The 12,794-nt window shown below is 60.6% G+C and carries 13 protein-coding genes and 1 pseudogene; 3 read left to right on the forward strand and 11 right to left on the reverse strand.

Annotation, left to right across the window (positions count from 1 at the left end):
• Positions 1-27: 27 nt before the first annotated feature.
• Positions 28-2,361, forward strand: coding sequence for an FdhF/YdeP family oxidoreductase (locus AB4O36_RS13545; protein ID WP_460141998.1), 2,334 nt, complete (start codon positions 28-30; stop codon positions 2,359-2,361).
• Between the two features lie 3 nt (positions 2,362-2,364).
• Here the strand turns inward: AB4O36_RS13545 and AB4O36_RS13550 are convergent, their stop codons facing one another.
• The 6 genes from AB4O36_RS13550 to AB4O36_RS13575 form a co-directional block, all read right to left on the reverse strand.
• Positions 2,365-2,901, reverse strand: a complete 537-nt coding sequence (locus AB4O36_RS13550; protein ID WP_460125972.1) for a hypothetical protein — start codon at positions 2,899-2,901, stop codon at positions 2,365-2,367.
• 16 nt (positions 2,902-2,917) lie between these two features.
• The gene (locus AB4O36_RS13555; RefSeq protein WP_460125974.1) at positions 2,918-3,145 is read right to left on the reverse strand and encodes a PLD nuclease N-terminal domain-containing protein; all 228 of its coding nucleotides are present in this window, start codon (positions 3,143-3,145) and stop codon (positions 2,918-2,920) included.
• Positions 3,146-3,214: 69 nt separating this feature from the next.
• Positions 3,215-3,661 carry a DUF421 domain-containing protein gene (locus AB4O36_RS13560; protein ID WP_460141999.1) on the reverse strand — a complete coding sequence of 149 codons (447 nt, stop codon included), beginning with the start codon at positions 3,659-3,661 and terminating at the stop codon, positions 3,215-3,217.
• A 7-nt stretch (positions 3,662-3,668) separates the two neighbouring features.
• Positions 3,669-4,187, reverse strand: a complete 519-nt coding sequence (locus AB4O36_RS13565) for a hypothetical protein (RefSeq protein WP_460142000.1) — start codon at positions 4,185-4,187, stop codon at positions 3,669-3,671.
• Between the two features lie 6 nt (positions 4,188-4,193).
• Positions 4,194-4,694, reverse strand: coding sequence for a CinA family protein (locus AB4O36_RS13570; protein WP_460125980.1), 501 nt, complete (start codon positions 4,692-4,694; stop codon positions 4,194-4,196).
• A 107-nt stretch (positions 4,695-4,801) separates the two neighbouring features.
• Positions 4,802-5,719, reverse strand: coding sequence for a LysR family transcriptional regulator (locus AB4O36_RS13575; protein WP_460142001.1), 918 nt, complete (start codon positions 5,717-5,719; stop codon positions 4,802-4,804).
• 104 nt (positions 5,720-5,823) lie between these two features.
• Between AB4O36_RS13575 and AB4O36_RS13580 the strand changes: the two genes are divergently transcribed.
• A complete protein-coding gene (locus AB4O36_RS13580; RefSeq protein WP_460142002.1) occupies positions 5,824-6,576 on the forward strand; it encodes an SDR family NAD(P)-dependent oxidoreductase in 753 nt (250 codons plus the stop codon).
• Between the two features lie 61 nt (positions 6,577-6,637).
• On the opposite strand, the gene AB4O36_RS13585 is transcribed toward AB4O36_RS13580, so the two are convergent.
• Positions 6,638-7,354, reverse strand: a complete 717-nt coding sequence (locus AB4O36_RS13585) for a class I SAM-dependent methyltransferase (protein ID WP_460142003.1) — start codon at positions 7,352-7,354, stop codon at positions 6,638-6,640.
• An 82-nt stretch (positions 7,355-7,436) separates the two neighbouring features.
• On the reverse strand, positions 7,437-8,312 hold the full coding sequence (locus tag AB4O36_RS13590; protein ID WP_460142004.1) for a serine hydrolase domain-containing protein: 876 nt from the start codon (positions 8,310-8,312) through the stop codon (positions 7,437-7,439).
• 176 nt (positions 8,313-8,488) lie between these two features.
• Here AB4O36_RS13590 and AB4O36_RS13595 point away from each other — a divergent pair, with 176 nt between their 5' ends.
• Complete coding sequence (locus AB4O36_RS13595) at positions 8,489-10,663, forward strand: TonB-dependent siderophore receptor (protein WP_460142005.1); 2,175 nt, start codon at positions 8,489-8,491, stop codon at positions 10,661-10,663.
• A gap of 332 nt (positions 10,664-10,995) precedes the next feature.
• On the opposite strand, the pseudogene AB4O36_RS13600 reads toward AB4O36_RS13595, so the two are convergent.
• The 3 genes and pseudogenes from AB4O36_RS13600 to AB4O36_RS13610 form a co-directional block, all read right to left on the reverse strand.
• Positions 10,996-11,271, reverse strand: a pseudogene (locus tag AB4O36_RS13600) (phage infection protein); the annotation flags it as partial.
• Positions 11,268-11,480, reverse strand: a complete 213-nt coding sequence (locus AB4O36_RS13605) for a hypothetical protein (RefSeq protein WP_460142006.1) — start codon at positions 11,478-11,480, stop codon at positions 11,268-11,270. The pseudogene AB4O36_RS13600 and the gene AB4O36_RS13605, both read right to left, overlap by 4 nt.
• 38 nt (positions 11,481-11,518) lie before the next feature.
• Positions 11,519-12,724: a CaiB/BaiF CoA transferase family protein gene (locus AB4O36_RS13610; RefSeq protein WP_460142007.1), complete on the reverse strand. Its 1,206-nt coding sequence runs from the start codon at positions 12,722-12,724 to the stop codon at positions 11,519-11,521.
• Positions 12,725-12,794: the final 70 nt, after the last annotated feature.

Genomic DNA, 12,794 nt, shown 5'->3' on the forward strand with positions numbered 1-12,794 from the left:
GCCCTGCCCCGGTTTCTGGAGTTCGTGATGCTCATTCACCCCAAGGCCCACTTCAAGCCCTACACCCATGCAAGCGGTGGCTGGGGATCGGCGAACGCAGTGATGAGAATCCTCTGGCGCGAGCAGGTCTTCGCCAAGGCTGCGACTGCATTGGCCAAACAGAACAAGCCTGACGGCTTCGCCTGCGTCAGCTGCGCCTGGGCCAAGCCGGGCCATCCTCGGGTGCTGGAATTCTGCGAGAACGGCGCTAAAGCCACGGCGTGGGAACTGACCTCGAACAAGGCGGACCCCGCGTTCTTCGCCCGGCACACCTTGACCGAGCTGCGGCAATGGCCCGATTACGATCTCGAACAACAGGGCCGCCTCACCCATCCGATGCGCTACGACCCGGCCAGCGATCATTACCGGGAAACCACTTGGGACGAGGCCTATCGCGAGATCGGCGCGCAACTCAAAACGATGGTGCCTGACAGCGTGGTGTTCTACGCCTCTGGCCGTGCCTCGTTGGAAACCTCGTTCATGTACCAGTTGTTTGCCAGGGCCTATGGCACCAACAACCTGCCCGACAGTTCAAACATGTGCCACGAAAGCACCTCGGTCGGTTTGCAAGAAAGCATCGGCGTGCCTGTCGGCACAGTGACCCTGGATGATTTCAACCACACTGACTGCCTGTTTTTCTTCGGCCAGAACGTGGGCAGCAACGCCCCGAGAATGCTCCACCAGCTCCAGGACGTGCGTAAACGCAACGTGCCGATCATCACCTTCAATCCCCTGCGGGAGCGCGGGCTCGAGCGATTCGTCAACCCGCAGTCGCCCACCGAAATGCTCACGCCTGAATCGACACTGATCAGCACCCAATATCACCAGGTGGCAATTGGCGGCGACACCGCTGCAATGATCGGCATCGCCAAGGCACTGCTGGAAATGGACGACCATGCACGCAGCAATGGCCAACCTGCTGTAGTCGATGATGAGTTCATCGCCACGCACACCCACGGTTTCGAGGCATTCGCGACCTCCGTACGCGGGCATCACTGGCAGCAGCTTGAACGCAAATCCGGCCTGAGCCGGGGTGCCATGGAGGCCGCTGCCACCACCTACGCCCACAGCCAACGAGTGATGATGATTTACGGCATGGGCCTGACGCAGCACCGACACGGCGTGGAAAACGTACAGATGCTGGTCAACCTGCTGCTGATGCGCGGCAACATCGGCAAACCCGGCGCAGGGGTGTGTCCGGTTCGCGGACATTCGAATGTGCAGGGCCAGCGCACGGTGGGCATCACTGAAGATCCGAAAAAAGTGCCGGTTCAGCTGATCCAACAGCACTTGGGCTTCAAGGTGCCCGAGCAGATGGGGCTGTGCACCGTGGATGCCTGTGAAGGAATAATTGCCGGCAGCGTTCGCGGCTTCATCGGGTTGGGTGGTAACTTTCTTCGGGCCGTCCCCGACACCACCCGCATGGAGCCGGCCTGGCAAACGCTGGATTTGAACGTACAGGTCGCCACCAAGCTGAACCGCACCCATCTGTTGCCGGTGAAGAACCTGTGGCTGCTGCCCTGCCTGGGCAGAATAGAAATCGACCGGCAGAACGGCGTCGAGCAGACCTACACCACCGAAGACAGCACGGGCTGCATCCACGGTTGGCATGGCAGTGCGCAGCCCGTCGGGCCGAACGTGCGTGCCGAGGCGAGCATCGTCGCCGGCCTGGCGATGGCGACCCTCGACGCCTCGAATGCCGTCGACTGGCAAGGCTGGAGTGAAGACTACGCATCCGTCAGAAAAGCCATCGCGCTGATCTATCCAACCATCTTCCACGACATGGAATCACGGATGCAGGAGCCAGGTGGTTTCCACCGGCCCATCGCCGCCGCGCAACGCGAATGGCTGACCGAAAGTGGCAAGGCGCAGTTCATCACCCCCGGAACGCTGGACGAAGACGATGACGTCACGCCCTCCGACAGCCCGCGAGACGTGTTGCAGTTGATGACGCTGCGCAGCAACGACCAGTTCAATACCACTATCTACGGCTACGAGGATCGCTTTCGCGGCGTCAGCGATACCCGCGAAGTGATCTTCATGCATCACAACGACATCGTGCGGCTGGGGTTCGAAACCGGTGACCGGGTGTGGGTCACCACGGCAGTCGAGTCGGGTGTCATTCGCCAGGTCGGACCTCTGGAGATCATCGCCTATGACATTCCCGAGGGGTGCGCGGGCGCTTACTACCCTGAATGCAATCCACTGGTGCCGCTCTGGCACCATGCCGAGCGCAGCAAGGTGCCGGCGGCGAAATCCGTGCCGGTGAGGCTCAGCGCCGGCCCCGTTCGCGCCGAGCCTGGATTCGGCAAAGGCGCCTGACGCCTACGCGCCCGGATTGGTGACCTGAATGAACAACGACCAAGCCGTGAGCAGCACCCAGAACCCGGCGAACAGCCACGGGGTTCGGACGGAAAACAGCAACGCCTTGCGATAACCCTTGTGGCTGGATTCGCGCTCGCTGAACAAGGGTGAGTCATCGTATGCCAGCCCCATCACGGGCTCAGCGCGCAAGAGCTCGCTCTGCTTGTAGTACCAGTGATCGATGATGTCATAGGACGCACGAATACCCGGCCAGGCATTGAGCGAGCTGAGCACGCCGAGCAGCGCCAGAAACGGCGGCACCACCAGCGTGAACAACTTCCCCCATTCGGGGTTGACGTTGGCCATGCAGGAGGCAAAAGCGATCACCAGGAAGGATTGCGCCGTCAGGTAGGCATTGGTCCGGTTGGACAAAATGCTGGTCTCGTACTGGATCTCCCGACGATAAAAATCCAGACGCTGTTTGGGTGAACCGAACATTTGTGCATCGCGTGCAGAGAGTTCGGTTTCGCTCACCTCTGACGTGAGTATTCTCGGCAAACGGACGTCCTCAGGCTTAGCCTTTGCTGTGTTCCGGTGAGGTGGGCCCTTCCTTGATACCGCGAGGTCCGGCGACGCCCCATACGATCAGGCCCAGTACGGGGAAGACGATCAGGCCGATGGCCCATGCGGCCTTGACACCCACGGTCTTGTCGCTGCGAAACACGCTGACGATGGCCCACAGATCGACGAGCAGAATGATCACCGCAAGGGCGATCGAGAAGTAGCTGGTTGCTTCGGTCATTTTTCTATCCTCCAGAGACTGTAAAGGATTAGGTGCCACCGACGCGCAGGTGTTCAAAGCAATTGCCGGTCAACTGTCGCGAGCAATGATCGAGATCTTGCCATTGCGCTCGATGATCGCGAACTTGATCTCCTCCAGGGTCTCGATGCCCTGGCTGGAACGGGCAGCCTCCATGACGTCGGCCTCCACCAGGCGGGCATGACGCAAGCGTTCACGCAGCAGCTTGCCGTTCTCGACGATGATGGTCGGCTCCCCGTCAATCAGCCGAGACATCCAGCGCGAACGCTGCTTGAGCAGGGAAAGACCGACATCCACGGCAATCAGCGTGACAATCACCAGCATCGAATTGGTCAACGAAAAGTCGTCGCCCAACAGCGCCTGCTGGGTCGCCTCACCGATGATCATCAACAAGACGAAATCGAAAGTGGTCAGCTCTGCCAACGAGCGTCTTCCGGCGATCTTGAACAGCACCATAAGGGCCAGATACATGCCCGCGGCACGCAATACCGAATCCATAGGTCACCTAAGGGAAAATGAACTGGGTGAGTTTCACGCCGTTGGTGCCTGGCAGAATGATGGTGCTGCGAAACAGCCCCAGCCCATCGCCGCGCAAGGTCATGAATACGCTGGCCTGGCCTTTGGTATCGGCCTGAATCCATAGGCGCATGCCCTGCGCGGAGCTACGGGAGCGTACTGGCTCGGGTTGCAGCGTTTCGATGCTGAAACCATCGAGCAATTCACCGGCCACCTCCAACTCCAACGTCGACTCCGGTTCGCCGCTCAAGCTGATCTTCATCGCGTTGGTGGAGCCATTGCGGTGGAACATCTCATACTCGACGCGGACCCGGCCGTCGTCGCTGAGCACGTCACGCGAGCTGAGCAAACCACGCGAGAACAGCCCCGCCAGCCCCAGGATCATCAGCAAAACCAGCATGTACCAACCAAAGCGTTCGAAGCGCCAGACCTTGATCTGATACGCCATGTCCTCACGCACAGGGTATTTGCGGCTTTCCAGGTCCGGGTGTCGAGTTTCGTCGTTCATCAGTCACTACCCTCGCTCACCCTTGAGCGCTCGGCCATGGAAATGCGGTAGCCACTGCAACGCATATTCCGTGGCCTGCTCGAGCACCTCGCAGCGCGTGCCAAAGAAACGATGCCTGCGGTTGAACAGGCATTGCTCGCCCGCCAGTTGAAATGCCCATGCAAAACACACGGTGCCGGCCGGGATGCCGTCCATATCGTCGGGGCCGAGAATGCCTGTGGTAGCGACTGCCGCATTGGCCGTGCTGTCGCGAAGCGCGCCCGCTGCCATCTCGCTGGCGACCTCAACGCTGGTCAGGTTGAAGGTCTCGATGGTGTGCGGGTTGACGTGCAACAGGCGCTGCTTGGCCTGAGGCGAATAAACCACGTAGCCGCACTCGATCACCTCACCGCTGCCCTCGACTTCCGACAGCAACATCACGATCGCGCCGGCAGTACAGGATTCTGCCGTGGTCAGCAGGAGAGAGTGATTGCGCAGATACGCGATGGTGTCGTCAGCAATGGGCATGTGCGGGACTCGCAGGTATGTTGCTCGGTTGACCTGCGTGTCGGGCAAACATTCCATCGGGTGAGATGAACGCGCATCGACCTCCCCTCGACCCCCGGCAGCCGGGGTTAACTCGGCCAGCGCCATACCGGATCGGCCAGATGCTCGGCAAAAAAATCCGACAGCACCCTGATCTTCACCGGGCGGGTACGCGCCGACGGCGTGACGAAGTACAGGCCACCGCGCGTCATGCTCCACTCGGGAAGGACCTGTTCCAGGCGCCCGTCCGCCAGGTACTCACTGGCCATGAACTCCGGCAGTTCAGAAATGGCCAGCCCTTCAAGCAGCACAGGGATCATCGCATCCGAGTTGGTTACCCGAAGTGGCCCGTTGGGTGCCACGTCCTCCTCGGCGCCGCTGTGGTGGGTGAATCGCCACACCTGGGTGCGTGCACGGTAGGCGTAGCTCAGGCATTGGCGATGGGCCAGTTCGCGCGGGTGCTGCGGCCGGCCGTGTTCCTTGAGATAGCCCGGGGACGCCACCAGCAACTGGGTAACCGCGCAGATACGCCGGGCCACCAGCGATGAGTCCGGCAGGGCCGCGATCCGCAGCGCCGCGTCAAAGCCGTCTGCGATCAGGTCCACCGAGGCGTCGGACAAATGCAGGTCGATGGCAAGCTCCGGGTACAGGCGCATCAACTTGGGCATCAGCGGCGCAACCCAGCGCAGGCCGAACGACATCGGCACCGCCAGGCGCACCTGGCCGCGGGGTTGCACGGACAGATCCTGGGCTTCGCTCTCCACTTCTTCGGCCTGGCGATAGATGTCGCCAGCCTTGGCCGCCATGCTCAAACCGAACTCGGTCAGCGACAATTGACGCGAGGTTCGGTTGAACAGACGCCCGCCCAATCGCTCTTCCAGCCGCGCCACGGCCCGCGACACCGTGGGCACCGAGACGCCCATGAGGCGCGCCGCGGCGGCAAACGAGCCCTCCTCCGCCACCTTGGCGAACATCGCCAAGCCTTCAAAGTCCGGTAATTTGCTCATTTCATTTCTGCAACGATGGGTTTCTGACAATTCTATTTTGAAACCATCCGATCGTCGATACGCTTCTCCCATCACAACGAACTACCCCACTGGAGAACAGCGAAATGAACGGCAAACTCAACGGCAAAATCGCACTCGTCACCGGCGGCACCAGCGGCATCGGCCTGGCCACCGCCAAACGCTTCGCCGAGGAAGGCGCGCATGTCTACATCACCGGCCGTCGCCAGGCGGAGCTGGATGCAGCCGTCGCGCTGGTCGGCAACGCCACCGGCGTGCAAGTGGACTCGACCCAGCTCGACCAACTCGACGCGCTGTACGAAAAAATCCGCGCCGAACACGGCCACCTCGACGTGTTGTTCGCCAATGCCGGCGGAGGTTCGATGCTACCGATGGGCGAGATCACCGAGCAGCACTTCGATGACACCTTCGACCGCAACGTCAAGGGTGTGCTGTTCACCGTGCAGAAGGCGCTGCCCCTGCTGGCCAACCACGCCTCGGTGATTCTCACCGGCTCCACGGCGGGCAGCTCCGGCACCCCGGCCTTCAGCGTGTACTCGGCGTCCAAGGCGGCGGTGCGTTCCTTCGCCCGCAACTGGATCCTCGACCTCAAGGACCGCAACGTGCGCATCAACACCATCAGCCCTGGCGCCACCCGCACGCCTGGCCTGGTTGACTTGGCAGGGCCCGACGCGGCGCAGCAGCAAGGCCTGCTGGACTACCTGGCCTCACAGATTCCGATGGGGCGTGTCGGTGAACCTGAAGAGATCGCCAACGCGGCGCTCTTTCTCGCTTCCAGCGACGCGAGCTTCGTCAACGGCATCGAGCTGTTCGTCGACGGTGGTCAGGCCCAGATCTGACACGGCGGGTTCATCACCAAAAAAGGCGGCGTCCTCACGGACGGCGCCTTTTTTGGTTGTGTCAGACCTGCTTTTGCGTCAACCACGCCCCCCAGAACAAGCTGCTGAAGAACCGCGTCGCATCGCCGAAGCCGGCGTCGTACAGCAGTTTTTGTACGGCGGCCTCGGAGTGTGGAGGGTCGGCGCCTTGCAGGATCTTCCCGAGCTTGGCCTTCACTTCATCCGCCGAAGCGCCATGCTGCCGCCAGCGCTGTCCCCAGGCGGCGAGCAGCAAGGGCTGACTGGCGTAGGCGTACTGATTGCCCGCAACCACCAACGGCGCTCCGGGCTTCAAATGAGAATGGATGGTTTGCAGGATCCTGCGTTTAGGCTCGTCCCCGTCGAGGTGATGCAGCACTCCGACCAGTGTGGCTGCGTCAAACGAGCTGTCCGTTTTCAGGTCCTCCACATAGCCCTGGTGCAGGGTCGTCCTGTCCAGCAGGCCATTGGACTCCAGATGCTGCCTGGCGGTTTCCAGCATCGGCGGCGAAGGGTCAACGGCTGTGAAGTGCCAGTGCGGCTCGAGCTTGGCCATGGCAATGATCTCGGAAGCCGTGCCTCCTGCGCCGACCACCAGAATTTTTGCCGGTCGCAGGCAGCCAATGCTGGCCGCCAGCATGCAGGCCACCAGGTCCTGGCAGGCATCATAACCGGCCAGGGCAATACGACTTTGCCGTGCGTATTCACTGGCTCGTGAATGATCGAACTTTTCAGCTGAGGTGTCGGGGGTTGTATTCAAGGCGATTCTCCATGACCTTGAACCAACCTACGTCACGTTTCGCAATAAGAGAAATTCATTGATTTTATAAATAGCATTCCTATCAGGAATGCGAAGTCAGCTGCATCAGGGCAGCGGATTCCACCGCCCCCTCGTCATGCCCTTCACTGAACACCGCGCAGGTGGCGACCTGATCGCCATGGACACACTGATATACCGCGATGACGCTGCCCGGCCCACCGCCCGTATGGCCAACCAGCCTGTGCCCGCTGTTCGTTTCACCGATCATCAAGCCCAGGCCATAGCCGGGCGTGGCCCACGGCCTTCCGGGTATGGGACCGCCGAGCACGATTGCGTCCAGCATTGCCTCTAGCAATGAGGGGGGCAACAACCGACCGGCCAGCAAGCCATCGAGCAGTCGAGCGGCTTCGTCAAGCGGGCCCACCAACAAGCCGTGATAGACCCAGCGGGGGTGATAGGTCGCCATCGTTGGCGGATGCACATCGCTCAGGTCCTCTGGTGTTTGCACGAGTCGAACCCGGGTTAAACCGAGGGGCGAAAAGACTTGCTGGATCAACGCCTCTTCAAGTGGTTGCCCGGTCAGCCGCTCGATCAACCTGGCCACCCACATGTAGCCGACGTTGGAATAGCGCCATGCCGTCCCTGGCTCGTAACGCAACCGACTGGCGTCGAGGCGTTGCAGCATTTCATGGACTGGCCAGGGTGCCTGGTTTTCGGCAACGGCGCAGTGGTACGCCTTGAGTTCCGAATAGTCTGCCAACCCTGCCTGGTGCTTTAGCAACTGACGGAGCGTGAACGGCCCCTCCGCGACTGGCTCGTCAAGCCCGACAACCCCGTCACGCACGAGACACAACGCCGCAGCAGACAGCACTGTTTTAGTGAAGCTCCACCAAGGCACGGCAACTTGTTCATGCTCCGTCGGCCAAGGCTTTCCATTGAGTATCAGGGACTTGAGCATGGGTAATCCTGCTTGGACGGGTGAAGTATTTTGCCCGTTTTGAATAGGACAAATGCATGGGTGCCATAGGTTTTTTCGCCTCCCAAGCTTTTGTGCCCATGAAAATCCTGACAGAATTAATGTTAACGATTCTCATAATCACTTAGATTATCTAAAACCTGCTCAGGAAACCCACCATGTCGCGCTCCACCTCACTGCGCCATTTCAAATCATCACGTGATCTGCTGGCCATGGCCGTTTGCATGGCAACTCTGACCCCGGCGATGGCCGATGACAACAGCGCAGCGCTGGAGAATTCGAATCCGGCCACTCTCGAGCTGGGTGCGACCGAAATCACCAGCACTCAATTGGGCAGCACCACCGAAGGCACCACTTCCTACACCACCGGCGCCATGTCCACCGCCACCAAGCTGCCACTGACCATGCGCGAAACGCCCCAGGCCGTAACCGTGATCACCCGCCAGCGCATGGACGACCAGGGGATGACCAGCATCAACGACGTGGTCAAGAACACCCCCGGACTGTTCCTCTCCACGTCCGATGGCCCTGGCCGGCAGAAATACTCGGCGCGCGGTTTTGACATCGACAACCTGATGTATGACGGCATCCCCAGCGGTTATCAAGGCTGGTCGGTGGGCGTGCAGCCGAACCTGGCGATGTTCGATCGGGTCGAGATCGTCCGTGGTGCGACCGGTCTCGTGACTGGCGCTGGCAACCCGTCGGCGGCTATCAACCTGGTGCGCAAACGTCCGCTCGCCGAGCAGAAGGTCACCCTGACCGGCGCCGCCGGCAGTTGGGACGACTACCGTGGCGAAATCGACGCTTCCAGCCCGCTCAACGACAGCGGCACCTTGCGGGGGCGTGTCGTGACGTCGTGGCGTGATTCCAACAGCTTCATCGATGATGTAGACGAAAACCACGGCCTGTTCTATGCAATCACCGAAGCCGACCTGAGCGAAGACACCACCCTGACTCTCGGTTTCTCGCACCAGAAGGACAAGACCAACTACTTTTGGGGCTCGTCCATGCTTGGGCTCGACGGCCATCACCTGAACCTGCCTCGTTCCTACAATCCTGGCACGTCCTGGGAGAACAAGGACCAGGACATCAACACGGTGTTCGCCGAGCTCCGCCACAACCTGGCCAACGACTGGAAGCTGCAGGTCAACGCCAACTATGCCGAGCAGAATGGCTTGTTCAGTGGCTCATATCAGTCGCGCTGGAACGGTCCCGCGCTGGAGCGCACGGTCTGGCAGGCTTCCTATGATGAGAATCAGACCGGGTTGGACAGCTTCCTCAGTGGCCCCTTCCAGGCATTCGGGCGCACCCATGAATTGGTCGTCGGTGCGGGCAAGCGCATCTACGACATGACCACCCAGAACTACGCCCCTTACGCCATGGATTGGCCAATCACCGCCGGCAAACCGAACTTCACGCGCACCGATAGCGTGCGCGAAGTCACGACCCAGGACAGCATCTACGCGACAACCCGCCTGAGCCTTGCCGATCCCTTGAAGCTTATTCTCGGCGGACGCCTGGACTGGTACGACTACGACAACCGCGATGCGGAGGGTGATTACAAGGTCACTCGCAACGTCACTCGCTACGCCGGTCTGATCTACGACCTGGATGAGCACCATTCGGCATACGCCAGCTACAGCGATATCTTCACACCGCAAAGCGAAAAGGACACCTCAGCCACCCCGCTCAAGCCTATCGTCGGCAAAAACTACGAGGTCGGCGTCAAGGGCGAGTACTTCAACGGTGCGCTGAACGCCAGCTTGGCGGTGTTTCGCGTCGACCAGGAAAACCGCGCCGTACAAGTGTTCGTGCCGAACTGCCCTCAGAACGACTGCTATCAGCCTTCCGGTGAGATTCGCAGCCAGGGCATCGACTTCGAACTGCAAGGCGCGCTGACCGAGAACTGGCAGCTCGGCGGCGGCTACACCTACGCCCGCGTGCACACGCTCAAGGACGATGCCAACCCGCAGAACGTCAACCAGCGCTTCGACACTGACACTCCGGAGCACCTGTTCAAGTTGACCACCAGCTACCGTTTCCAGGGCCCGCTGGAAAAACTGCGCGTCGGTGGCAGCGTCTACTGGCAGAGCCGCATGTACAACGACATCGCGTTGGACGATGGGAGCGAATACCGACTCAAGCAAGGTAGCTACGCAACCACGGATCTGATGGCCGGCTACGAGGTCAACCGCAATCTGGACCTGCAACTCAACGCCAACAACATCTTCGATCGTGACTACTACCAGTCGATCAGCACCTCTACCCAGTACGGCGGCGACAGCTACGGCGCTCCCCGTAACCTGATGCTGACGGCCAAGTACAGCTTCTGATCGACCGGCCCCCTGTAGGAGCGAGCATGCTCCGGGCGGCGTTCCGACGATGGTGGCCCGGGCACCGTGGGGCCTCAGGCTGCCAGCGTCATCGTTGACGACCATCGCGAGCATGCTCGCTCCTACAGCGGAATGCGCTGGTCTGTAGGAGCGAGCATGCTCGCGATGGTGGCCCAGGCACCGCGGGGCATCAGGCTGCCTGCGTCATCGTTAACGACCATCGCGACGGTTCGACAGGCTCGCTCCTAAAGGGATCTGCGTTCACGAAAAAGCCCGGCTGATTAGGCCGGGCTTCTTGTTGGGTGTTGCGCGGGAGCCATGCTTCATACGGCACGGCGTTCGATCAGGCGGTCGGAGCCACCTTCGGCGACGCGGCGTTCGATCAGACGATCCGAACCGCCTTCGGCTACACGGCGTTCGATCAGGCGATCAGAGCCACCTTCGGCTACACGGCGTTCGATCAGGCGATCAGAGCCACCTTCGGCTACACGGCGTTCGATCAGGCGATCCGAACCACCTTCAGCAACAACAGGTTGAGCGGCGGTAGCGGCAAAAGCGTTAACTGCAAAAACCGAGAAAGCGATGCTGAGAAGAGTTTGGCGTTTCATGATCGTGTGCTCCAGGTGGTGTAGTTGTTTGGTATGGAGCCGATGTTACGCCGCACAATTTTTATGAGAACTTCATTGAGTTGATGGTGACTATCGATGCCGATAATGTCCCGCCCGATCCCTGTAGGAGCGAGCTTGCTCGCGATGGTGGACCAGGCACCGTGGAGTTTCAGGCAACCAGCGTCATCGTTTACGACCATCGCGAGCATGCTCGCTCCTACAGGGGTTTATTTCAGTAACTTTCGCCTCAGATCACCCCGCGCGCCTTGTACGAAACAATCTGATCGTCGCTATAACCCAACTCCTTCAGCACACTGGCACTGTGCTGGCCCAGACCTGGCGAAGGTTGTTCGTCGACCATCTGTGTGTAGGGCATGTGCAACGGATGTTTCACGTAGCAATTACCCGACTGCGCTGGCACTTCGACGATCATTCCACGGTGCTGCACCTGCGGGTCGGCAATGGCTTCGGCCACGGTGTTGATCGGGCTGCAGGGCACGTCCGCCGCCTGCAGGGTCTTGAGCCAATGCTCCCGACCATACTCGGTCAGGCGGGTCTTCATGAGGGGTTCAAGGTGGGCATGATTCTGTGCACGCAGCGGACCGTCACGCAGCAGCGGATCGTCGATCCACGCCGCACGATCCATCGCCAGGCATATGCGTTGCCACTGCTCTTCGGTGTCCACGCAGATGGCAATCGGCTCGTCCGCCGTCGGGAAGGCCTGGAACGGTGCGATCAAGGCGTGGCGACTGCCGAGGCGCTTGGGCACGTCACCGACCTGCAGATACCGCGCAACCGCGTTTTCCATCATCGCCAGTTGGCAGTCGAGCATCGAGATGTCAATGAACGCGCCAGTGCCGCCGTTGCGCTCCTTGTCGACCAATGCCGCCAGTATGCCCACCGTGGTGAACAGGCCCGAGCCGATGTCGCCCAGGGAAATACCGACCCGCGCCGGCGGCCCGAACTCTTCACCGGTGATGCTCATCATGCCGGACATGGCCTGGGCCACCACGTCGAACGACGGCAGATGTTTGTACGGACCGTCCTGGCCAAACCCGGAGATCGACGCATACACCACGCCAGGGTTGTATTCGCGTACCGTCTCGTAACCGAAGCCCAGGCGTTCCATGGCGCCGGCGCGGTTGTTTTCCACGAACACATCGGCCGTTGACAACAGTTGGCGCAGCACCGCCTTGCCCTCTTCATCTTTCAAGTTGAGCGTCAAGCTGCGCTTGTTGCGATTGACGCTGTTGAAATAGACGCTGCCGTCATCCTTGAACGGTGCCACACCTCGGGTGTAGTCCCCGCCGTTTGGGCGTTCGACCTTGATCACTTCAGCGCCGAGACTGGCCAGCAACCAGGTTGCATACGGACCGGCCAGCATATGCGTGGCATCGATCACGCGTATGCCATTGAGTGGACCTTTATTGGAGTTTTGCGTTTTCGTGGACATGAGTTCACCCCGCCAGGCTATCAGGATCGCCTGGTCACATTAGGTATTTGCGGTAGAGAACCGGGTTCTC

This window comes from Pseudomonas sp. S2_E01, from assembly GCF_054668365.1.